Annotated in this window: 18 protein-coding genes and 1 riboswitch; of the genes, 8 read left to right on the top strand and 10 right to left on the bottom strand. The window is 67.0% G+C overall.

Annotation, left to right across the window (positions count from 1 at the left end; translation table 11 throughout):
• Positions 1 to 16: 16 nt before the first annotated feature.
• Positions 17 to 1,351: a bifunctional o-acetylhomoserine/o-acetylserine sulfhydrylase gene (locus GOPIP_RS00535; protein ID WP_006367527.1), complete on the bottom strand. Its 1,335-nt coding sequence runs from the start codon at positions 1,349 to 1,351 to the stop codon at positions 17 to 19.
• A gap of 61 nt (positions 1,352 to 1,412) precedes the next feature.
• A riboswitch (SAM riboswitch) is annotated at positions 1,413 to 1,532 on the bottom strand.
• Between the two features lie 217 nt (positions 1,533 to 1,749).
• Here GOPIP_RS00535 and GOPIP_RS00530 point away from each other — a divergent pair.
• On the top strand, positions 1,750 to 3,543 hold the full coding sequence (locus GOPIP_RS00530; RefSeq protein WP_006367526.1) for a cutinase family protein: 1,794 nt from the start codon (positions 1,750 to 1,752) through the stop codon (positions 3,541 to 3,543).
• A gap of 93 nt (positions 3,544 to 3,636) precedes the next feature.
• On the top strand, positions 3,637 to 4,965 hold the full coding sequence (locus GOPIP_RS00525) for an MFS transporter (RefSeq protein WP_006367525.1): 1,329 nt from the start codon (positions 3,637 to 3,639) through the stop codon (positions 4,963 to 4,965).
• Here the strand turns inward: GOPIP_RS00525 and bfr are convergent.
• Together bfr and GOPIP_RS00515 are read right to left on the bottom strand one after the other, a co-directional pair.
• A complete protein-coding gene (gene bfr, locus GOPIP_RS00520) occupies positions 4,923 to 5,408 on the bottom strand; it encodes a bacterioferritin (protein WP_006367524.1) in 486 nt (161 codons plus the stop codon). The genes GOPIP_RS00525 and bfr overlap by 43 nt on opposite strands.
• Positions 5,409 to 5,503: 95 nt before the next feature.
• On the bottom strand, positions 5,504 to 5,683 hold the full coding sequence (locus GOPIP_RS00515) for a (2Fe-2S)-binding protein (RefSeq protein ID WP_014359516.1): 180 nt from the start codon (positions 5,681 to 5,683) through the stop codon (positions 5,504 to 5,506).
• Positions 5,684 to 5,806: 123 nt separating this feature from the next.
• Between GOPIP_RS00515 and GOPIP_RS00510 the strand changes: the two genes are divergently transcribed.
• From GOPIP_RS00510 to GOPIP_RS00500, 3 genes are all read left to right on the top strand, one after another.
• On the top strand, positions 5,807 to 6,655 hold the full coding sequence (locus GOPIP_RS00510; protein WP_006367523.1) for an exodeoxyribonuclease III: 849 nt from the start codon (positions 5,807 to 5,809) through the stop codon (positions 6,653 to 6,655).
• Between the two features lie 69 nt (positions 6,656 to 6,724).
• Positions 6,725 to 7,765, top strand: coding sequence for a tryptophan--tRNA ligase (gene trpS, locus GOPIP_RS00505; RefSeq protein ID WP_006367522.1), 1,041 nt, complete (start codon positions 6,725 to 6,727; stop codon positions 7,763 to 7,765).
• Positions 7,766 to 7,894: 129 nt separating this feature from the next.
• Complete coding sequence (locus GOPIP_RS00500) at positions 7,895 to 8,956, top strand: YhjD/YihY/BrkB family envelope integrity protein (RefSeq protein ID WP_006367521.1); 1,062 nt, start codon at positions 7,895 to 7,897, stop codon at positions 8,954 to 8,956.
• A 24-nt stretch (positions 8,957 to 8,980) separates the two neighbouring features.
• On the opposite strand, the gene GOPIP_RS00495 is transcribed toward GOPIP_RS00500, so the two are convergent.
• The 3 genes from GOPIP_RS00495 to GOPIP_RS00485 form a co-directional block, all read right to left on the bottom strand.
• A complete protein-coding gene (locus tag GOPIP_RS00495) occupies positions 8,981 to 10,288 on the bottom strand; it encodes a D-alanyl-D-alanine carboxypeptidase family protein (protein WP_006367520.1) in 1,308 nt (435 codons plus the stop codon).
• Positions 10,289 to 10,363: 75 nt separating this feature from the next.
• The gene (locus GOPIP_RS00490) at positions 10,364 to 11,752 is read right to left on the bottom strand and encodes an aspartate aminotransferase family protein (RefSeq protein WP_006367519.1); all 1,389 of its coding nucleotides are present in this window, start codon (positions 11,750 to 11,752) and stop codon (positions 10,364 to 10,366) included.
• Positions 11,749 to 12,213 (bottom strand): Lrp/AsnC family transcriptional regulator, encoded by a 465-nt coding sequence (locus GOPIP_RS00485; protein WP_006367518.1) that lies wholly within the window; start codon positions 12,211 to 12,213, stop codon positions 11,749 to 11,751. The genes GOPIP_RS00490 and GOPIP_RS00485 overlap by 4 nt, the downstream gene beginning before the upstream one ends.
• A 110-nt stretch (positions 12,214 to 12,323) precedes the next feature.
• Between GOPIP_RS00485 and GOPIP_RS00480 the strand changes: the two genes are divergently transcribed.
• Together GOPIP_RS00480 and GOPIP_RS00475 are read left to right on the top strand one after the other, a co-directional pair.
• Positions 12,324 to 13,823 carry a gamma-aminobutyraldehyde dehydrogenase gene (locus tag GOPIP_RS00480; RefSeq protein WP_006367517.1) on the top strand — a complete coding sequence of 500 codons (1,500 nt, stop codon included), beginning with the start codon at positions 12,324 to 12,326 and terminating at the stop codon, positions 13,821 to 13,823.
• The gene (locus GOPIP_RS00475; RefSeq protein ID WP_006367516.1) at positions 13,820 to 15,235 is read left to right on the top strand and encodes an NAD(P)/FAD-dependent oxidoreductase; all 1,416 of its coding nucleotides are present in this window, start codon (positions 13,820 to 13,822) and stop codon (positions 15,233 to 15,235) included. Before GOPIP_RS00480 ends, GOPIP_RS00475 begins: the two co-directional genes overlap by 4 nt.
• A gap of 14 nt (positions 15,236 to 15,249) precedes the next feature.
• Here the strand turns inward: GOPIP_RS00475 and GOPIP_RS00470 are convergent, their stop codons facing one another.
• Entirely contained in the window at positions 15,250 to 15,744 is a 495-nt protein-coding gene (locus GOPIP_RS00470) for a PaaI family thioesterase (protein WP_035726755.1), read from the bottom strand.
• A 58-nt stretch (positions 15,745 to 15,802) separates the two neighbouring features.
• Here GOPIP_RS00470 and GOPIP_RS00465 point away from each other — a divergent pair, with 58 nt between their 5' ends.
• Entirely contained in the window at positions 15,803 to 16,453 is a 651-nt protein-coding gene (locus GOPIP_RS00465; RefSeq protein ID WP_006367514.1) for a TetR/AcrR family transcriptional regulator, read from the top strand.
• A gap of 3 nt (positions 16,454 to 16,456) precedes the next feature.
• Here the strand turns inward: GOPIP_RS00465 and GOPIP_RS00460 are convergent, their stop codons facing one another.
• Genes GOPIP_RS00460 through GOPIP_RS00450 form a run of 3 tightly spaced genes read right to left on the bottom strand, consistent with a single transcriptional unit; the run spans position 16,457 to position 19,585 of the window.
• Positions 16,457 to 17,176: a type 1 glutamine amidotransferase gene (locus tag GOPIP_RS00460; RefSeq protein ID WP_006367513.1), complete on the bottom strand. Its 720-nt coding sequence runs from the start codon at positions 17,174 to 17,176 to the stop codon at positions 16,457 to 16,459.
• Positions 17,173 to 18,075 (bottom strand): universal stress protein, encoded by a 903-nt coding sequence (locus GOPIP_RS00455; protein ID WP_006367512.1) that lies wholly within the window; start codon positions 18,073 to 18,075, stop codon positions 17,173 to 17,175. The genes GOPIP_RS00460 and GOPIP_RS00455 overlap by 4 nt, the downstream gene beginning before the upstream one ends.
• The gene (locus GOPIP_RS00450; RefSeq protein WP_006367511.1) at positions 18,065 to 19,585 is read right to left on the bottom strand and encodes an APC family permease; all 1,521 of its coding nucleotides are present in this window, start codon (positions 19,583 to 19,585) and stop codon (positions 18,065 to 18,067) included. Before GOPIP_RS00450 ends, GOPIP_RS00455 begins: the two co-directional genes overlap by 11 nt.
• Positions 19,586 to 19,619: the final 34 nt, after the last annotated feature.

The following is a 19,619-nucleotide window of genomic DNA, read 5'->3' as shown; positions in this document are numbered from 1 at the left end:
TGCTCCTGTCCTAGAACTACTTGGCCGCCGCGAAACCCTGGTCGAGGTCGGCGATGATGTCGTCGATGCCCTCGATACCGACGGCCAGGCGCACCAGGCCGGGGGTCACGCCGGCAGCGAGCTGCTCCTCGGGGGTCAGCTGGCTGTGGGTGGTCGACGCGGGGTGGATGACCAGTGACCGCACGTCACCGATGTTGGCGACGTGGCTGTGCAGCGTCAACGCCTCGACGAAGCGCTTCCCGGCGTCGACGCCACCGGCGATCTCGAAGCCGATGATCGCGCCCTGCCCCTTGGGCGCGAGCTTCTGACCACGGGCATACCAGGGCGAGGACTGCAGACCGGCGTAGGCCACCGACTCGACCTGAGTGTGATCGGCGAGGTAGGCCGCGACCCGCTGCGCATTGGCGACGTGGCGCTCGACGCGCAGGCTCAGGGTTTCCAGTCCCTGGGCGAGCAAGAAGGCGTTGAACGGCGAGATCGCCGCGCCGGTGTCACGCAGCAACTGCACGCGCGCCTTGAGCGCGTAGGCCGGCGCACCGAGGTCGGCGAACACCGCACCGTGGTAGCTGGGATCGGGGGTGGTGAAGCCGGGGAACAGATCCTGACCATCACGCTGCACCCGCCAATCGAAGGTGCCGCCGTCGACGATGATGCCGCCGATCGCGGTGCCGTGCCCGCCGATGTACTTGGTCGCCGAATGGACGACGATGTCGGCGCCATGGGCCAGCGGGTTCAGCAGGTACGGGGTGGCGACGGTGTTGTCGACGATCAGCGGCACGCCGTTGCGATGGGCGACCTCGGAGATGCCCTCGATGTCGAGGATCTCGTTGTTGGGGTTGGAGATCGACTCGCCGTAGAACGCGCGGGTGTTGTCGCGGACCGCGGCCTGCCACGAATCGAGATCCTCGGGATCCTCGACGAAGCTCACCTCGATGCCGAGCTTGGGCAGCGTGTAGTGGAAGAGGTTGTAGGTCCCGCCGTACAGACGCGGGCTCGACACGACATGTCCGCCGTTCTCCACGATGTTGAGGATGGCGTAGGTCTCGGCGGCCTGACCGGACGCGACCAGCAGTGCCGCGACACCGCCCTCGAGTGCGGCGACCCGCTGCTCGACTGCGTCCTGGGTGGGGTTCATGATGCGGGTGTAGATGTTGCCCGGCTCGGCGAGGCCGAAGAGGTTGGCCGCGTGGGTGGTGTCGTTGAAGACGTACGACGTGGTCTGGTAGATCGGCAGTGCACGAGCGTTCGTGGCGGCGTCGGCCGACTGGCCCACATGGATCTGCTTGGTCTCGAAACTCCAGTTGTCGGCTGGGTTCTGGGCATCCGTACCGTCGTTGGCTACGTCAGACATGAAAATAGATCACTTTCTGCGGTCGGCAGGGTGTGGTGACCCTGATGGGGTCCGACCTTCGGACCCGCGCTTGCCGGGGATGCTCGTCGCATCCCACAACCCGGTCATCACCCGGAGCACCCCACCGCGGTTGGAGGGTTGCCGATCAGCGAGCCGGGGCTTGACGCTGATACTCATGACCTGGCGACAAGGATATAACACGGTCGTCGTCGGCTGAGAACCCTCCTGCTCAGCCTGGTTTGCGTGCTGGACAGAAACGGTCCGTGCGGTCGGGCGCGGCGGTAGGTGTCGCCCGGACGGACGAATCGCCGTCCTGATCTCGACCGATCCGCCGGAATCGGCCGCGCCGTCTGCCTACCCTTGCCACGTCACGGTTCCCTCGCCCAAGGACGTGTCCGATGCGGCTCTCACCTTCCTTTGCCTCGCTCCGCGGCAGCGTCTCGACCGGAGTGGTCGGGGCCGCGAGTGTGGCGCTCATCGCGGCCGCATTCTGGGGTCACGGGGTCGCGTCGGCGGAAACGGCGGCGGCGTGCAGTCAACCCGGTCGGGTGTTCATCGTCGGCGGCACGTGGAATTCCGACGGTTCGTATCTCGTCGGGATCGAACAGCGCTACACCGGGCACGGCGCGCACTGGGAGGAGCTGCCGGACAGTCCGTACTCCGGCGCGGGCGCCTACGAGATCGAGCAGGTCCCGTACTCCGCGACCATCTGGCCACTCGGGTCGGTCGGATACAACGCCAGCGAGGCCGAAGGGTCGGCCAACCTGGAGCAGGCCGTCGCCGCGTACCAGCAGCAGTGCGGTGCCGACAAGAAGATCGTCATCGCCGGCTATTCGCAGGGAGCGCGGGTGGCCGGCGACGTTCTCACCGACATCGGTGCGAATCGGCCGGTGACCATGGACGACGGCTCCACCTACGTCATCTCCACCACCGATTCCGACGGTGCGCGCACGGTGTCGGGTGAGCTCTACTCCGATCCGCGGATGTCGGGGACGTTGTGGGGACAGGGGATCGAGGCGACCCTGGTCGGGATCATCCCCGGTCTGACCATGTCCGGAACCCGAGCAGTCACCGACTACGGGGGCCTGCCGGTGACCACCTACTGCATCGCGGGCGACCCGATCTGCGATCTCCCCGATCCGTTCCATGACCCGATCGGCGACCTCGACGCGCTCCTCGGCTACTGGGTCAAGCACGGTCAGTATCCGTTTCACATGTATCAATTCCCGGGTACCGGCACGACCTGGTACATGAACGGCGCGAACGAGCCGATGACGTGCACGCAGAGCGGGGCGCTGCAGACCTGCACGATCGACTCGCCCTCATCGATGGCCATCCTCGCCCAGAACCTCGTCGACGCCGTGGGCCTGCACTGGTCGGTCCCGGACCTGGTGGCCTACCGGTTCCGCCTACCCGACATCATCGGGATCACCCTCGCCGACTTCCAGCCGCCGATCCGGTGGGTCATGGACTGGTTTCCGCCGTTGCCGCAATTGGGCTACGGCGCGTACCTGCCGGATCTGTACGCCTTCGAGAACACCATCACCGGCGTGCTCACCTGGAACGGCGAGCTCTTCGAGCAGGGAGCCCAGGCGTTGCTCGCCAGCGGCAAGAGCATCGTCGCGCTGCCGCTCAATTTCGTGAGGTACTGGGTGGCGCGCGTCGTCGAGGGGATCACGACGGTGCCGAGGGGTTCGACGGGTGCGGGTGCGTCGGTGCTGTCGACCCCGACACATGTCGCGGTGCCGCTGGTTGCGTCCCAGCAGAGCGCAGTCGACGGTGAGACGGGCGCAGTCGACGGTGGGGCGGGCGCTGTGGGCGATGAGGCGGGCGCAGTCAGCGGGACCGGGGGCGCTGTCGGTGAGGGCGGGGGCGCTGTCGGCGCAAGGCGGGCACCGGAGTCGAGCACGTCACCTGCGCCGAGCACCTCACCTGCTCCTAGTGCGTCACCTGCGCCGAGCACCTCACCTGCTCCTAGTGCGTCACCTGCGCCGAGCACGTCACCTGCGCCGAGCACGTCACCGGAGTCGAGTTCGACGTCCGAGTCGGGCGCGACGCCGTCGCCGTCGGCAACGTCGGCGCAGGAGAGTTCCGCGCCGTCACCAGGTGATGCCGGAAGCGGTTCCGCGCCCGATCAAATTACGGAGCCGACCCCGTCGTCGGTGAAGGAATCCGCTGCCGCCACACCGTGACGGGCGTCTCGATTCCGGCCCGACAAACCCGTGTGAACGAACTCACCCGCGTCGGCGGGAATCCGCGGCGGACGCGCCGTGGTTACGCCTCCCGTGTCGAAATCAGCCCATCCCACCTCCGCCGTGACCGCCGACGCGACGCCCGCGACCGGCGCGGCGCCGTCGGTGGCGTCCGATGATCTCGGTATTGCGTTGTCCGACAATGTTTCTCGTCGCCAGACGTCGCTACGCTGGGCGATCCTGGCGCTCGCGCTCGGCGGTTTCGGTATCGGGACCACCGAGTTCGTCGCGATGGGTCTGTTGCCCAATATCGCCGGCGCCCTCGATGTCAGCGAGCCCACCGCCGGGACGGTGATCTCGGCGTACGCGCTCGGCGTCGTGGTCGGTGCGCCACTCATCGCCGCCCTGACCGCCCGGATGTCGCGGCGCACCTTGCTGATCGGCCTGATGGTCGCCTTCACCGTCGGCAACGTCGCGACGGTGCTCGCGCCGTCCTTCGGCCTGCTGGTCGCGGCGCGGTTCGTGGCCGGTCTGCCGCACGGCGCGTATTTCGGGGTCGCCGCTCTGGTGGCAGCGCATATCGCGGGTCCGGGCAGGCGCGCCAAGGCGATCGGGCAGGTCATGCTCGGCCTGGCGGTGGCCAACGTCGCAGGCGTGCCGATGGCTGCCTGGCTCGGTGAGCATTTCGGTTGGCGCAGTGCGTTTCTGGTGGTTGTCGTCGTCGGCGTGGCGACCGTCGCCGCCCTGATCCGCAGCCTGCCGTCGTTGCGTGACATGCGCGTCACCAACCCGGTCACCGAACTCGGTGCCCTGCGCCGCTCGCAGGTGTGGTTCACCCTGTTCATCGGAATCGTGGGTTTCGGGGGGATGTTCGCGTTCTACACCTACCTGAACACCACGTTGACCACACTCGGTGGCCTGCCGGTGGGGCTGGTCCCGCTCGCGCTGATGCTGTTCGGGCTGGGCATGGTCGTCGGCAACATCATCGGGGGGATCGCCGCCGACCGCAGCGTGTCGCGCTCGATCCTGGTGGGACTCGTCGGGCTCGCCGCGGTCTTGCTCTGCTTTGCCCTCTTCGTTCAGATCACTTGGGCTGCACTGGCGTTGACCTTCTTGGTGGGTGTCGCCGGCACCTCGATGGTGCCCGCGTTGCAGACCCGTTTGATGGATGTCGCCGAGGACGCCCAGACGCTGGCGGCGGCGCTGAACCATTCGGCCCTCAACATCGCCAATGCCGCCGGCGCATGGCTCGGCGGCATCGTGATCGCGGCAGGTCACGGCTATCGCGCACCATCGGTGCTCGGGGCCGCGCTGGCCGTGGCGGGAGTCGTGGTCCTGGGCGTCGCCCTGGCGGCGGCGCGCCGGACCCGACGACCCGATCAGCCCACGTCGGGTGGCGTGGCGACCGTCTTGGACATGTAGAGCTGCTCCCCGAGGCGGTCCATCAGCTCCAGCTGGGTCTCGAGGTAGTCGATGTGGTGCTCTTCGTCCTTGAGGATCTCTTCGAAGAGTTTGGCCGAGGTGATGTCACCCTTGCCGCGGCACATCGCGATTCCCGGCTTGAGGCGCTCGACGACCTCGATCTCGATGGCCAGGTCGCATTCGAATTGCTCACGCAGGGTCTGGCCGATGCGCAACGGGAGGATCTGCTGATAGTTGGGCAGGCCCTCGAGGAACAGGATCCGGTCGGTGAGGATCTCCGCGTGGGTCATCTCCTCGATGGATTCGGCGCGCGTCTTGGAGGCCACCTCGGTCAGCCCCCAGTTGTCCTGCATCTTGGAGTGCAGAAAGTACTGGTTGATCGCCGTCAATTCGCTGGTCAGCTGCTCATTGAGCAGGGCGATGACCTCGTCATCTCCACGCATGCCACAACTCCATTCGGTCCAGGGACTGGTGAATCGAACGGTAGCACGAGCAATAACCCCACGCGCGTAATTCGCATGGGGTGACCTCGCGTGAGTCAGGCTGCGGTGGTGACGGAAGTCCTTTCGCTCACGATCTGCTGTAGCCGTTCGAGGCAGGTGCCACATCCTTCGCCGGCACCACAGCGGTCGCTGATCGCGTCGACGGTTCGAGCGCCCGCGGTGCAGTGCTCATGGACCTCGTCCTCGGTCACCGCGCGGCAGATACAAACGAACATGGAACTCACCTCATCTGGCTGTTAGGTGAGGATTACATAAAGTGCCGCGTCGGCGCAAGGGTTGCCTTACCTTTGGAATCACTCCAGATAACGTGTCGGTGGCCGCACGTAGGGTGGGGCACCGTGACCACGTCGATCACCACCATCAACGTCAACGGCATCCGCGCCGCCACCAAGCAGCGTTCGGAGATCAATCCCGGCTTTCTGAGCTGGCTCGATGCTTCGGGCACCGACATCGTCCTGATGCAGGAGATCCGGGCCGACACCGAGCAGACAGAAGCTGCACTGGGTCCGGCTCTCGAGGCCGGCTGGCATCTGTCGATGACCGAGTCGGTCGTCAAGGGCCACGCCGGGGTCGGTGTGCTGAGCCGGTCCGCCCCGAAAGCCGTGCGCGTCGGATTCGGCAGCGAGGAATTCGACGCGACCGGGCGCTACCTCGAGGCCGACTTCGACGTCCCCGATCTCGGAGCGCTGACCGCGGCCAGCCTGTATCTGCCAAAGGGCGCAGCCGAACCGACACCGTCGGCCACCGAGAAGGAGACCGCCAAGTTCGCCGAGAAGAAGCGCTTCCTCGACGAATTCGGCGAGTATCTCGCCGGAGCGGCCCGGCGCCGGCGGCACGTGGTCGTGGGCGGGGACTGGAACATCGCGCCCGCCGAGCTCGACATCAAGAACTGGAAGGGCAATCTGAAGAATCCCGGTTTCCTGCCCCACGAGCGCGAATGGGTGGGCGCGCGCCTCGAGTCGGGCTGGACCGACGTCGTGCGCGACCTGCACCCCGCTGTCGACGGCCCGTACAGCTGGTGGTCGTGGCGCGGCAAGGCATTCGACAACGACTCCGGCTGGCGCATCGACTACCAACTCGCCAACCGGTCATTGAGCCGACGGGCGGTGAAGGCCTTCGTCGATCGCGCCGACTCCTACGATCGCCGGTGGTCCGATCATGCCCCGGTCACCGTGGTCTACGGGTGATCCGCGGCGTCCGATCGCACCGTCGGGCTCCCGCGGTTGATCACTCGACCCGTCTGAAAGAATCGACCCATGAGTGACGTCTCCGGGTCGGTGTCCGCGCCGCGTCAACGTGTGTTGTCGGGCATTCAGCCCACCAGCGATTCCTTTCACCTCGGCAACTACCTCGGTGCCGTGCGGCAGTGGGTGGCCCTACAGGACGACTTCGACGCGTTCTACTTCATCCCCGACATGCACGCCCTCACCGCGGAATTCGATCCCGCGACATTGGCGCACCGCACCCGGGTGTCGGTGGCGCAGTTGCTCGCCGTCGGCGTCGACCCGACCCGGGCGACCGTCTATGTGCAGTCACACATCCCCGAGATCGCGCAACTGACCTGGGTTCTGCAGTGCATCACCGGATTCGGCGAGGCCAACCGGATGACGCAGTTCAAGGACAAGAGTGCCAAACAGGGCGCCGACGCCGCCGGGGTCGGACTGTTCACCTATCCGATCCTGATGGCCGCGGACATCCTCGCCTTCGACGTCGACCTCGTCCCGGTCGGTGAGGACCAGCGCCAGCACCTCGAGCTGACCCGAGACCTCGCCCAGCGCTTCAACAAACGCTTCGGCGGCGTCCTGCGGGTGCCACGTGCGCACATCGTCTCCGAATTCGCGAAGATCTATGACCTGCAGAACCCGACGGCCAAGATGAGCAAGTCCGCCGAGACCGACAAGGGTCTGATCAATCTGCTCGACGACCCGAAGCGTTCGGCCAAGAAGATTCGCTCCGCGGTCACCGACGCCGGCTCGCAGATCTCCTTCGATCCCGCCGACAAACCGGGCGTGAGTAACCTGCTCACGATCCAGTCGGCGTTGTCCGGGGTGGGCATCGACGATCTCGTCGCCAAGTACGAGGGCAAGGGGTACGGCGACCTCAAGGTGGACACCGCCGAGATCCTCACCGAATTCGTGACACCCCTGCGCGGTCGCGTCTCCGAATACCTTGACGACCCCGCCGAACTCGATGCCATCCTGGCCTCGGGCGCGGCCCGGGCCCGTGAGATCGCATCCGCCACGCTGAAGTCGGTATACGACAAAGTCGGGTTCCTGGCACCTACGGTAGGGGCGTGAGGCCCGTGCCCGGTTGATCCGGGTCGGCGGGTACCGACGCGGAGCGTCAGTAGGCGTACCGACGCGGACCGCTGTCGGGCGCACCCACGCGGAGCCCGGGCGCTTCGCCGACAGGGAGGTGAGGCGACGATGGGTTCGGTGATCGCGTGGTTCAAGAATCTGCTTGCACGCGCCAAAGAATGGTTCGCTGCCGCTCGTGAGCGCTGGCCGTGGCTTGGTCACGCCCTGCGCACCCAGGAGCGCTACACCAATCGGCGCGGCAACGTCCATGCCGCGAGCATCAGTTTCAACGGAATCCTCGCGCTCGTCCCGATCCTGATGGTTGCGTTCGCCATCGCGGCATTCGTCCTGGCGAGCAACCCCGATCTGATCGAACAACTCAAGGACGCCGTGGTCAAGCAATTGCCCGGCGGCATGGGCGACCAGATCGGCTCCGTGATCGACTCGGCGATCTCCTCACGCGCCACGGTCGGCATCATCGGTCTCGTCGGTGCCGCGCTGACCGGTGTCGGCTGGATCGCCGGTGTGCGAGCCGGGATGACCGAGATGTTCGGGGGCCGGCTGTCGCGCAATGCTCTCGTCTCGAAGGTGACCGATCTGCTCACCTTCGTGGTGCTCGGGCTGGCCTTCGCTGCGACGATGGCACTGACGACGCTGGCCAACGGCGGTGGCATCGTCAGGAAGGTCCTCGAGTGGGTCGGCGTGGACCACACCTCATGGGCTCCGGTGCTGCTGCGGGTGGTGGCGATCGCGATCTCGGTCTTCGCCAGCTGGATGCTCTTCACCCTCGTGCTGGCTCGTCTTCCCCTGGTGCCGTTGCCTTTCCGTAACTGCCTCAGCGCCGGCCTGATCACCGCGATCGCGTTCGAGATCATCAAGAACCTCGGCGGGCTCTACCTCAAGTCGGTGCTCGGCAGCCCGGCCGGAGCCGCGTTCGGGCCGATTCTGGGCATCATGGTCTTCGCCTACCTCGCGTCGCGGATCATCCTGTACGCCACCGCGTGGTGCGCCACCGATCCGATCAACGAGGATTTCCAGGTCGACGACGAGATCGACGAGACGCAGCAGCGACCGGTGGTGATGCGTCCGACCGTGGAGGTCAGTCCGATGCCGAAGGTCGGTGCACTCGCCGGTGCCGCCGCGGTCGGAGCTGCGGTGGGTATGGTGATCCGGCGCGTCCGCGGCGACTGACGATCCGCGTCGCTGCGGCGCCGGTCAACGGCGGCGCCGCCCGACGAGGCGGGTGGCCGCGGCCAGCAGGATCACGACGACGAGGGCGACGACCAGCCCGACGAGAATGCGGGTGGCGGTCGAGTGATCGGCGGCGCTCGACGGACGAGCGGTATCCGCCTGCGTCGTCATCGCCGATGACCCTGATGACGCCGGTGACCCCGATGCCGTGGTGGCCGATGTCGATGCCGATGTGTTCGGGCCCGCCACGAGCTCACCCACCCGCGTATCCGACGGTGCGTGGAATCCGTACTCCAGCAACGATTGTGCCTGGGTCCAGTAATTGTCGTCGCCGGTCGAGAGACCGTACATCTGCACGATCAGGACGGTCTTGTCGCCGTGGCGGGCGGCTCCCACGAAGGTCTTCAGTGCGTCGTCGGTGTACCCGGTCTTGCCGCCGAGCATTCCTGGATAGCCTTGCAGCAGTAGCTGATCCGAGGTCTGCATCTCGTATCCGGGGTGCGGTGTGTCGCTGGGTACGTCCGAGCGGGGTGGGTATCCGGGGAAGTGGTAGGTGGGTGTGGAGATGATCTCCCGGAACGTTGAATTGCCCATCGCGGCACGGAAGATCAGCGCCAGGTCGTAGGGCGAGGTGGACATGCCTGCGGCGTCGAGACCCGATGGCGTGGTCGCCCGGGTGTCCAGCGCGTGCAGGTGCGCGGCGAGCGAGTTCATCTTGGTGAGCGTGCTCGATACCCCGCCCAGTTCACGCGCGAGCGCGTGCGCGCAATCGTTGCCGGAGACGATCAGCAGCCCGCTGAGCATGTCGCGCACGGTGTAGTGCCCGCCCGGTCCCATGCCACACGAATCGCCCTCCTGACTCCAGTCCTCGGCGGTCGGCACGACCATCTTGTCGAGGTCGAGTCCGGCATCGAGGACGGTCAGGGCCAGCAGCACCTTGATCGTCGACGCCGGGCGGTAGCGCCCGTGCGGGTCCTTGGCGGCGATGATCGCGCCGGTGTCCAGGTCGGCGACCAGCCAGGCCGCCGAGGTGAGACGTTCGGGGATCGGGCCGGCGCCGGGATCGGCGATCACCCCGCATGCCGAGAGGCGCTCGCCGCCGACGGCCGGTGTGGGGACCGGGAGTGCAGTGGGCGTCGTCGAGCCGGGTGCGACGACCTCGGAGGTGTCGACCGGGGGTGGCGGGGTCTGCCGATGCGGGCACTGATCGGTGACCGGTGTCGCCGGCGGAACGGCGACGGCGGCCCCGGGTGCGCTCACCAGGGCCGCCGCACACACCGCTGCCAGGATCGTGCCGATCCGTCGGCCAAGGTGCGTATTCCCCCACGTCACTGCACGGACGTTACCAGCGGCGTCATCTCTCGGTGTCATGTCGTGTGGGCGACGCCGAGACCGGATGTCGGCCGGTCAGAGCAGTGTGTAGGCCTCGGTCAGCACCGAGCGCAGGATCTGTTCGATCTCGTCGAACTCGGCCTGTCCGGCGATCAGCGGCGGGGCCAGCTGGACCACCGGATCGCCGCGGTCGTCGGCGCGGCAGTACAGACCGGCGTCGAAGAGCGCCGTGGACAGGAATCCCCGCAGGATGCGTTCGGCCTCGGCGTCGCTGAACGACTCCTTGGTGGTCTTGTCCTTCACGAGTTCAATGCCGTAGAAGTAACCCTCGCCGCGGACATCGCCGACGATCGGGAGATCGTGCAACTTCTCCAGCGTTGCGCGGAACGCGGGGGCGTTGGTCTTGACGTGGTCGTTGATGCCTTCGCGTTCGAAGAGGTCGAGGTTGGCCAGCGCCACCGCCGCCGACACCGGATGCCCACCGAAGGTGTAGCCGTGCGGGAAGGTGGTCGATCCGTCGTTGAACGGCTCGAAGAGCCGGTCGCTGGCGATCATGGCACCGATAGGGGAGTAGCCGGAGGTCATACCCTTGGCGCAGGTGATGATGTCGGGCTGGTAGCCGAAGTCCTCACAAGCGAACATCGAGCCGATGCGGCCGAATGCGCAGATCACCTCGTCGGAGACGAGCAGGACGTCGTACTGATCGCAGATCTCGCGGACCCGCTCGAAGTATCCCGGCGGCGGCGGGAAGCACCCGCCGGCGTTCTGCACCGGCTCGAGGAATACCGCCGCAACGGTCTCGGGGCCCTCGAATTCGATGGCCTCGGCGATGCGGTCGGCGGCCCAGCGTCCGAACTTCTTGGGATCGGCGGCCAGATCCTCGTCGGGCGCGCGGTAGATGTTGGTGTTGGGCGCGCGGAATCCGCCGGGGGTCAGTGGCTCGAACATCTGCTTGAGCGCCGGTACGCCGGTGATCGCCAACGCGCCCTGCGGGGTGCCGTGGTAGGCGACCGCACGCGAGATCACCTTGTGCTTCATCGGTTTTCCGGTCAGCTTGAAGTACTGCTTGGCCAGCTTCCATGCGCTCTCGACCGCCTCGCCGCCGCCGGTGGTGAAGAAGACCCGGTTGAGATCACCGGGTGCGTAGGCGGCCAGGCGCTCGGCCAGCTCGATGGCCGGTGGTGTCGCGTACGACCACACCGGGAAGAAGGCGAGCTCCTTGGCCTGGCGAGCGGCCGCTTCGGCCAGCTCGACGCGACCGTGGCCGGCCTGCACCACGAACAGACCGGCGAGGCCGTCGAGGTAGCTGCGCCCGCGGTCGTCGAAGATGCGGACACCCTCGCCGCGGGTGATCACCGGCGGGGTGATGCCCTCGCCGTGTCGGGCGAAGTGGCCCCACAGGTGCGCGGCGCTGCGTGCTCCGAGAGAGGTTCCGTCGATGGACGGTTGGGTGGTTGTGGTCATCGTGTTCCCCAATTGTATTGCTGTTTGACGAGTTTCAGATAGACGAGGGTCTCCGTGCCGGTGACCTCGGGATGTTTGCGGACGGTCCGGTTGAGGATCGAGAGGAGGTGATCGTCGTCCTCGCAGACCACCTCGATGAGGATGTCGAACGAGCCGGCGGTCAGCACCACATAGTCGATCTCCGGATTCCCGGCGAGTGCCGTGGCCAGTTCCTCGGTGTCACCGGTACATCGGATGCCGATGAGGGCCTGGCGGGCGAACCCCAACTTGAGGGGATCGGTGACGGCGACGATCTGCAGTAGTCCGCTCTCGCTCAGCTTCTGTACGCGATTGCGTACCGCCGCCTCCGAGAGTCCGACCTCCTTGCCGATCGACGCATACGAACTGCGCCCGTCGGCTTGCAGTAGCTCGATGATTCTCTTCGCGGTGCCGTCGAGATGAGGGTGAGAGGCTTCAGGCACCCCCCGATCTTGACGGATTCAGTGGTAAAGCGCAACCGATACTTCTGATTTCGTCATAAAAATCCGGAAAAGAATCGCGAATCCGCATTATCGACGGTAGTATCGCAGCCGTGTTGACCACCAGCGTCCCGTCCGGATGGATCGCCGGCGCGCCGATCGACGGTGCCGGGCCGGACCATACTGTTCTCGATCCTGCCACCGGCGAGCCCGTCGCGGAGATGGCATTGGCCGGATCGGCCGATGTCGATGCCGCCATATCGGCAGCACGCGCTGCCCAAAGTGATTGGGGTGCAACCACTCCCGCGCAGCGCTCCGAGGTACTCGGGGCGCTCGCGGCCGCTCTCGGAACCCAAGCCGATCTGCTTGCCGAGCAGGAGACCGCGCACACCGGCAAGGCGATCCGGCTCTCCCGCGAGTTCGATGTGCCGGGCAGCATCGACAACGTGCGCTTCTTCGCCGGTGCCGCCCGCATCCTGGAGGGCAAGGCCAGCGGCGAGTACTCCGGTGACCACACCAGTTCGATCCGCCGTGAACCGGTGGGTGTCGTCGGGTCGATCACCCCGTGGAACTACCCGCTGCAGATGGCGGTCTGGAAGGTGTTGCCCGCGTTGGCCGCCGGGTGTGCCGTCGTGCTCAAACCGGCCGAACTGACACCGCTGACCACGCTGACCCTGGCGCGACTGGCCACCGAGGCGGGCCTGCCCGACGGTGTGCTCAACGTGGTGGTCGGCACCGGCGCCGACGTCGGTGCCGCGATCGCCGGTCATCCCGACGTGGACATGGTCACCTTCACGGGCTCGACCGCGGTCGGCCGGATGGTGATGGGTCAGGCCGCCACCCACGGCACCCGCGTGCAACTCGAACTCGGCGGCAAGGCCCCGTTCGTGGTCTTCGACGACGCCGACCTCGATGCCGCCATCGCCGGTGCCGTCGCCGGATCGCTCATCAACGCCGGTCAGGACTGCACGGCGGCCACCCGGGCGATCGTGGCCGCCGACCTCTACGACGACTTCGTCGCCGGGGTCGCCGAGGTGATGGGATCGGTGGTGATGGGCGATCCACGGGATCCGGCCACCGACATGGGGTCGCTGATCTCGACCGACCACCGCGACAAGGTTGCGCAGATGGTGGCGCGCGCCCCGGCGCAGGGCGCCCGGGTGGTCGTCGGCGGGCAGGTGCCCGACGGTCCTGGCGCGTTCTATCCACCGACGCTGATCGCCGACGTCGCCGAGTCGTCGGAGATCTATCGGGACGAGGTCTTCGGCCCGGTACTGACCGTTTCGGCGTTCACCGACGACGACGATGCCATCCGCCGCGCCAACGACACCGTCTACGGTCTCGCGGCCTCGGCGTGGACCCGCGACGTCTACCGTGCCGGCCGTGCCTCCCGGGAGATCCACGCCGGGTGCGTGTGGATCAACGACCACATCCCGATCATCAGCGAGATGCCGCACGGTGGCGTCGGTGCCTCGGGCTTCGGCAAGGACATGTCGATGTACTCGCTCGAGGAGTACCTCACCGTCAAACACGTCATGAGCGACAATACCGGTGTCGCGCAGAAGGATTGGCACCGAACGGTGTTCGCCGATCCGGGTCGGGGATCGCGATGACGTGGGCACGCACACCCGGACGCCGGGCCGTCGAGATGGTGGCACAGGCCGCGCCGACGTCGTATTGGCTCGACCGGGCAGACCGTCCCGCCCCGCGTGCACGGCTGTCGGAGGAGATCGACGCCGACCTGCTGGTCGTCGGCGGTGGCTTCACCGGACTGTGGACCGCGGTGACCGCCGCCGAACGGGACCCGGGCCGGCGGATCGTGCTGGTCGAACGTGATCGCATCGCCGAGCACGCCTCCGGCCGCAACGGCGGATTCTGCTCGTCGAGTATCACCCACGGACTCGGTAACGGCATCGACCGCTTCGAGGACGAGATGGACACACTGTTGCGTCTGGGAAGTGAGACGCTCGACGAGATCGAGGCAGCGCTGGCGCGTCTGGGCATCGACGCCGACGCCGAGCGCACCGGTGAACTCGACATCGCCAACGCCGACTGGCAGGTCGACGACCTTCGGGAGATGTCTTCGGCGGCAGCATTTCTCGGCAAGGAGATGCCGTTGCTGCCGGGGCCGCAGGCGCGTGCGCGGGTGAACTCGCCGATGGTCAAGGCCGCGCTCTTCGACCCCGAGGTGATCATGCTCGACCCCGCGAAACTCGCCTGGGGGCTGGCTGCGGCCGCCGAGCGGCTAGGGGTACGCATCTACGAACACACCGAGGTGTCCGGGCTGCGTCGCGAGAACGACCGCATGCGCGCGCGAACCGGATTCGGTGACGTCGTCGCCGATCGCGTCGTCCTGGCGACCTCGGCGAGTCCGTCTCTTGTGCGCCGACTTCGGCCCTACACGGTTCCGGTATGGGATTACGCCCTGATGACCGAGCCCCTCGACGCCGAGCGTCGGGCAGCGCTGGGTTGGGCCGGGCGCGAGGGTCTGGCCGACTGTGGTCCACGCTTCCATTACTTCCGCTTGACCGCCGACGATCGGATTCTGTTCGGCGGCTGGGACGCGCTCTACCACTACGGTTCCGATGACTCGCGACGTCATGAATACGAGCCCGCCGAGTTCGCGTTGCTCGCCGAACACCTGCTGCAGATGTTCCCGCAGCTCGAGGGCGTCCGCGCCAGTCACACCTGGGGTGGTGTGATCGACACCTGCTCACGATTCTGTGCTTTCTGGGACCGCTCACACGGTGGTCGGGTGGTCACCACGGTCGGCTTCACCGGGCTCGGCGTCGGGGCCTCACACTTCGCCGCGGCGACCGCACTCGATCTCGTCGACGGTCTGGCGACCGAGCGGACATCTCTGAAGATGGTGCGCTCCAAGCCGATTCCGTTCCCGCCGGAACCGCTGCGATGGACCGGGATCACGCTGACCCGCCACCAACTGGCCCGCAGCGAGCGTCGCGAGGGCAAGCGAGGTGCATGGTTGGCCGCGATGGACAAGGTCGGGCTCGGCTTCGACAGCTGATACATGGACGCCGATCAACCGATCTGATAGGTCCCGGTCGCTCGCGCCACGAGTGTGCCGCTGGTGGCTCCGAGCAGGTCGACGGTGCAGTGGCACAGCCGTTTTCCGTTGTGAAGACGGTCGGCGACAATGCGGAGATCCTCGGCCTGTAGGGGCCGCAGGAAGTTGACCGACATCGAGGTCGTCACGCCACGCAGCTTGTCCGGAATCTCGCGACCGGCCCATGCCGCCGCCATGATGCCGACATCGGCGCATGCGCCCAGCGCGCCGCCGTGCACCATCTCGCCGACGGTGGTCAGTTCGTGCCGAAAGGGCATCCGGAGCTCTGCTCGGCCGTCGCCGATCGACTCGAGGGTGATGCCGAGGACGACGACGAACGGTGAGGTCGGGATCAGCTCCCGCATCACCGCTGAGCCGTCGGTCGGCGCAGGCTCGGGGTGTCTCGGTCCCGGGTGTCTCGGTCCTGGGTGTGTCGGATCGGTGGGTGTGGCCGGATCGGTGGTGGTCATGAATCCTCCAGGTAACACTAGTCTGACTACGATTGCGTAGTAGTACTACAATTAGCACATGACCTCGCTCCTGGACGAGCCCCGCGATCGCCGACGACGCCGCACTCGCGCCGCCATTCTCGATGCCGCCGCAGAGTTGTTCGCGCAGAACGGTTTCCGGGCGACCTCGGTCGATGGGATCGCCGAGCGTGCCGACATCGCACTGACCACCCTCTACGGCAACTTCGGCGACGGAAAGGCGCAGGTGTACGCGGTACTCGCGGTCCGGATGGCTCACGTCCACGACGAGCGGATGCGTGCGGTGCTCGCCGATCGGATCGGCAGCTCGGCCGCGCAGGCGGCTCTCGAGGAGTACGTGCGGTTCCACCGGGACGAGCCGCTGGCGTTCCGGCTGCTCGGGCTCAGCGACGTCGACGAGTCGGCGGCGCCCGCGGTGGCGGTGGCGCGCACCGAGATCGCCGACCGGCTGCGTGCTGTCGTCGAGATGGTCATCGACGCGATCGACGGCCGGCCGGGTGGCGGCGCCGCACGCCGGTCACCGGCACGGCGCACCCGGATTCGGCGGGCGGTGGTGATCGCGTGGGCCGGGCTCAACGGACTGCTCGCGCTCGGCGGGCGGGGGCTGGTCGAGGAATCGGAGGCCGGCGACCTGATCGACGAGGCGGTGCGCCTGTACCTCGCTCGGATCGACGAGGTGCTCGACGCGTGAGGGTTATCCGATGACGAAGGAGTCGAACCAACGTCGGATCAGCGTCGCCGCGAGTGGCGCGGTGATCGTCTGTGCGGCAGCGACATCGGCGGCGACGGAGGCCGGTGCCCCGGGACCGAGGGCGGCGACGAGTTCACCGCGGTAGTCCTCGACGTCGAGCCATGCGCGCAGCAGATCGGTGTCGACCTCGAGGTGGAACTGGACCCCGTAATGCGGTCCGTGGCGGTACAGCTGATTCTCGTATCGCTGCGAGCCGGCCAGTCGGGTCGCCCCGTCGGGGAGTGTGAACGTGTCGTAATGCCAGTGCATCGCCGGGAACGTCGATTCGGTGATCGCCGAGAACACCGGGTCGGTGCGAGCGTCGTCGGTGAGCGTCACCTCGGCGACACCGACCTCGCCGGCCGGCCCGGTGAACACGCGCGCCCCCAGCGCGCGGGCGAGTAGCTGTGATCCGAGGCAGACACCCCAGATCGGGACGTCGGCGGCCACCGCCGCGGTGAGGAAGGCGATCTCGGTGTCGATCCACGGCAGTGTGGCGCCGTCGTTGGCACCCATCGGGCCGCCCATCACGAGGATGCCGGCGAAGTCCCGGGGATCGGTCGGCAACTCCTCTCGCCAGGTGCGCACGGTACGGACGTCGGCGAGGCCGGCCAGTCCGGCGCCGTAGGTTCCCGGCGATTCGCATTCGGCATGGCGCAGTTCGAGAATCGTCGGCCGGGTCATGACGAGGCGGACGTGGTGTCGCCCGAGCGCGGCACCACGAGTACGGGCGCTGTGGTCCAGCGCAGGATGCGGGCTGCGGTACTGCCCAGGAACACCCGGTTCTCGGCGCCGAGGTGACCCGAGCCGACCGCCACGAGATCGTTGTCATCCCACTGCAGATTGTCGAGGGCCTCGTCGAGCGTGGGTCCGTCGGCGACGAGCACCTCGATGTCGAGGTCGGAGTCGACGGTGGCCCGCGTCTTCTCCAGCAGATCCCGGACCACCTCGACGCGACGCGCACGCGCGCTGCGCGAGACGTCGTCGTCGAAGGGCGACTCCAGCGAGACCAGGGAGACCAGACGCAGATCCAGGTGCGCCTGTTCGGCGAATGCCAGCGCGAAGGGCAGGGGATTGCTGGTGGTGGGCTTGACCGGCACCGCAACGGTGACCATGTCGAGGGCGACCCCGGTTCGGTCGGCGTACCCGCGTGGGGCGAGCGCCACCGGTAGCGGTGCCGAGTGCAGCAATTCGGTGCTGACCGTACCCAGCGTGTGCCGGCTGATCAGCCCATCCCCGGTACCGCCGACCACGATCATCTCGGCGCGGGCCTGCTGGGCCAGACCGATGAGACCGTCGGTGAACGACTCGTCGACCACCACCACCGTGCGTGTCTCGATGTCGTCGGGGATGCGTGCGGCACCTGCGGCCAGCCAGGTAGCGGCCTGGTTCTCCAGTCGAGCCTGATACTGCTCGACGCCGGGGTGTCCGTCGTAGGGGACGGGGTGGACCACGCACACGAGATCGATGGCCGCACCGGTCTTCCGGGCGATCGCGACCGCGAGGGCGATACCGTCATCGCCCGACGGCGTGGCGAGATAGCCGACGGTCAGCCTCGGGCGTGCGGGGGAGTCAGTAGACATCGGGAACCTTCACTTCGGTCGTGGCGGTCAGTGTCTTGCCCTGGAAGAACTCTCGGCGTTGGGCGAAGCAGGCCAACATGAGCGGGATGCCGAGCACCAGCATGCCGACGCCGAGGATGAACACGCCGCCGACCGGGCCGACCGAGGTGTAGCCGTAGTCGGGGTTGAACATGTCGATGGCGCTCTTGAGAAACGCCCATGTCATCGCGATGCCGCCGAGGAGCGGGAACAGACCGCGCATGAAGAAGTTGCGGGCGGAGTCGAACAGCGTCCGCCGGAAGTACCAGACCGAGGAGTAGGCGGTGATGCCGTAGTAGAACGCCACAGCGAGTCCGAGCGAGGCGATCGAGTCGGCCAATGTGTTCTGGCTTGCGATGGACAGGACGAGGTAGAAGGCCAACGCCGAGATGCCCATCACCGCGGTGCCGAACGCCGGCGTCATGTAGCGCGGGTGGATCTTCGCGAAGCGATCCGGGATCGCCTTGTACACCGCCATCGACAGGCTGCCCCGGGCGGTCGGCAGGATCGTCGACTGGGTCGAGGAGATGGCCGAGACGCTCACCGTCAGCAGCAGTGCGGCGGCGAGGATGCCGCCGGCCACCGGTTTGCCGAGAATCGTCAGCACGTCGTCGGCGTTCTCGGGGTTGTTGAGTCCGATACCGGTGTCGCCGAAGCCGGCGAAAGCCTGGACCGCATAGGCCACGAGTACATACGTCGCGACAAGGATCAGGCAGGTGATCACCGCGGCCCGGCCGGGCGTCTTCTCCGGATCCTTGGTCTCCTCGCCCACGGCCAGGCAGGCATCCCACCCCCAGTAGATGAAGATGCACAGGATCACCGCGGCCGCGATCTCGGATTGGCTCAGTCCGCTGGGCCAGAGCCAGCTCCACTCCGGTGAGATCGCTTGCGGGCCGGCATGTCCCGTGCCGACCTTGACCAGCGCGATGACACTCGCGAGGATCAGGACGCCGAACTGGATGAACATCAGGGCCGAGAGCAATCGCTCGCTGATGACGATGCCCCGGATACTCACCCAGGTCATCCCTGCGATGAACACACAACCGAGCAGCACCTTGACCCATAAGGTGTCGGCGAGGGTCTCCAGGCCGAGGAATTTGAGCAGATACACCGCGGCGATCTCGGCGACGTTGGCCAGCACGATGATGGCCGACACGGCCAGCCCCCATCCGCCGATCCAACCGACCCACGGGCCGAACGCCTTGGTTCCCCAGGTGAAGGTCGTTCCGCAGTCCGGGGTGTCCTTCGCCAGTTCGCGGTAGGCGAACGCCACCAGCAGCATCGGGATGAAGGCGACGACGAACATCGCCGGCGCCTTGGTGTGGACCGCGGCCACCACATACCCCAACGTGGCCGCCAGGCTGTAGGCCGGCGCCACCGCCGACAGCCCGATGATCACATTGCCGACGAGGCCGATGGAACCGGCTCGTAAACCCTTGTCGCCCTGGATCTCGGCGTGAACGCTTTCGGTCAATGTCTTGCTCCCACTCATGTCCGTGTGCTGGAGACAGAGTAGGGTTTCCGTC

Source organism: Gordonia polyisoprenivorans NBRC 16320 = JCM 10675, assembly GCF_000241325.1.
Classification (GTDB): Bacteria; Actinomycetota; Actinomycetes; order Mycobacteriales; family Mycobacteriaceae; genus Gordonia; species Gordonia polyisoprenivorans.
This window is presented reverse-complemented; position numbering and strand designations above follow the sequence as displayed.

What these genes read in the sequence shown, in the direction of transcription:
- GOPIP_RS00535 (WP_006367527.1), bottom strand. Translation starts at nt 1,351, where the DNA reads ATGTCTGACGTAGCCAACGACGGTACGGATGCCCAGAACCCAGCCGAC.
- GOPIP_RS00530 (WP_006367526.1), top strand. Translation starts at nt 1,750, where the DNA reads ATGCGGCTCTCACCTTCCTTTGCCTCGCTCCGCGGCAGCGTCTCGACC.
- bfr (WP_006367524.1), bottom strand. Translation starts at nt 5,408, where the DNA reads ATGCGTGGAGATGACGAGGTCATCGCCCTGCTCAATGAGCAGCTGACC.
- GOPIP_RS00515 (WP_014359516.1), bottom strand. Translation starts at nt 5,683, where the DNA reads ATGTTCGTTTGTATCTGCCGCGCGGTGACCGAGGACGAGGTCCATGAG.
- trpS (WP_006367522.1), top strand. Translation starts at nt 6,725, where the DNA reads ATGAGTGACGTCTCCGGGTCGGTGTCCGCGCCGCGTCAACGTGTGTTG.
- GOPIP_RS00500 (WP_006367521.1), top strand. Translation starts at nt 7,895, where the DNA reads ATGGGTTCGGTGATCGCGTGGTTCAAGAATCTGCTTGCACGCGCCAAA.
- GOPIP_RS00490 (WP_006367519.1), bottom strand. Translation starts at nt 11,752, where the DNA reads ATGACCACAACCACCCAACCGTCCATCGACGGAACCTCTCTCGGAGCA.
- GOPIP_RS00475 (WP_006367516.1), top strand. Translation starts at nt 13,820, where the DNA reads ATGACGTGGGCACGCACACCCGGACGCCGGGCCGTCGAGATGGTGGCA.
- GOPIP_RS00470 (WP_035726755.1), bottom strand. Translation starts at nt 15,744, where the DNA reads ATGACCACCACCGATCCGGCCACACCCACCGATCCGACACACCCAGGA.
- GOPIP_RS00465 (WP_006367514.1), top strand. Translation starts at nt 15,803, where the DNA reads ATGACCTCGCTCCTGGACGAGCCCCGCGATCGCCGACGACGCCGCACT.
- GOPIP_RS00460 (WP_006367513.1), bottom strand. Translation starts at nt 17,176, where the DNA reads ATGACCCGGCCGACGATTCTCGAACTGCGCCATGCCGAATGCGAATCG.
- GOPIP_RS00455 (WP_006367512.1), bottom strand. Translation starts at nt 18,075, where the DNA reads ATGTCTACTGACTCCCCCGCACGCCCGAGGCTGACCGTCGGCTATCTC.
- GOPIP_RS00450 (WP_006367511.1), bottom strand. Translation starts at nt 19,585, where the DNA reads ATGAGTGGGAGCAAGACATTGACCGAAAGCGTTCACGCCGAGATCCAG.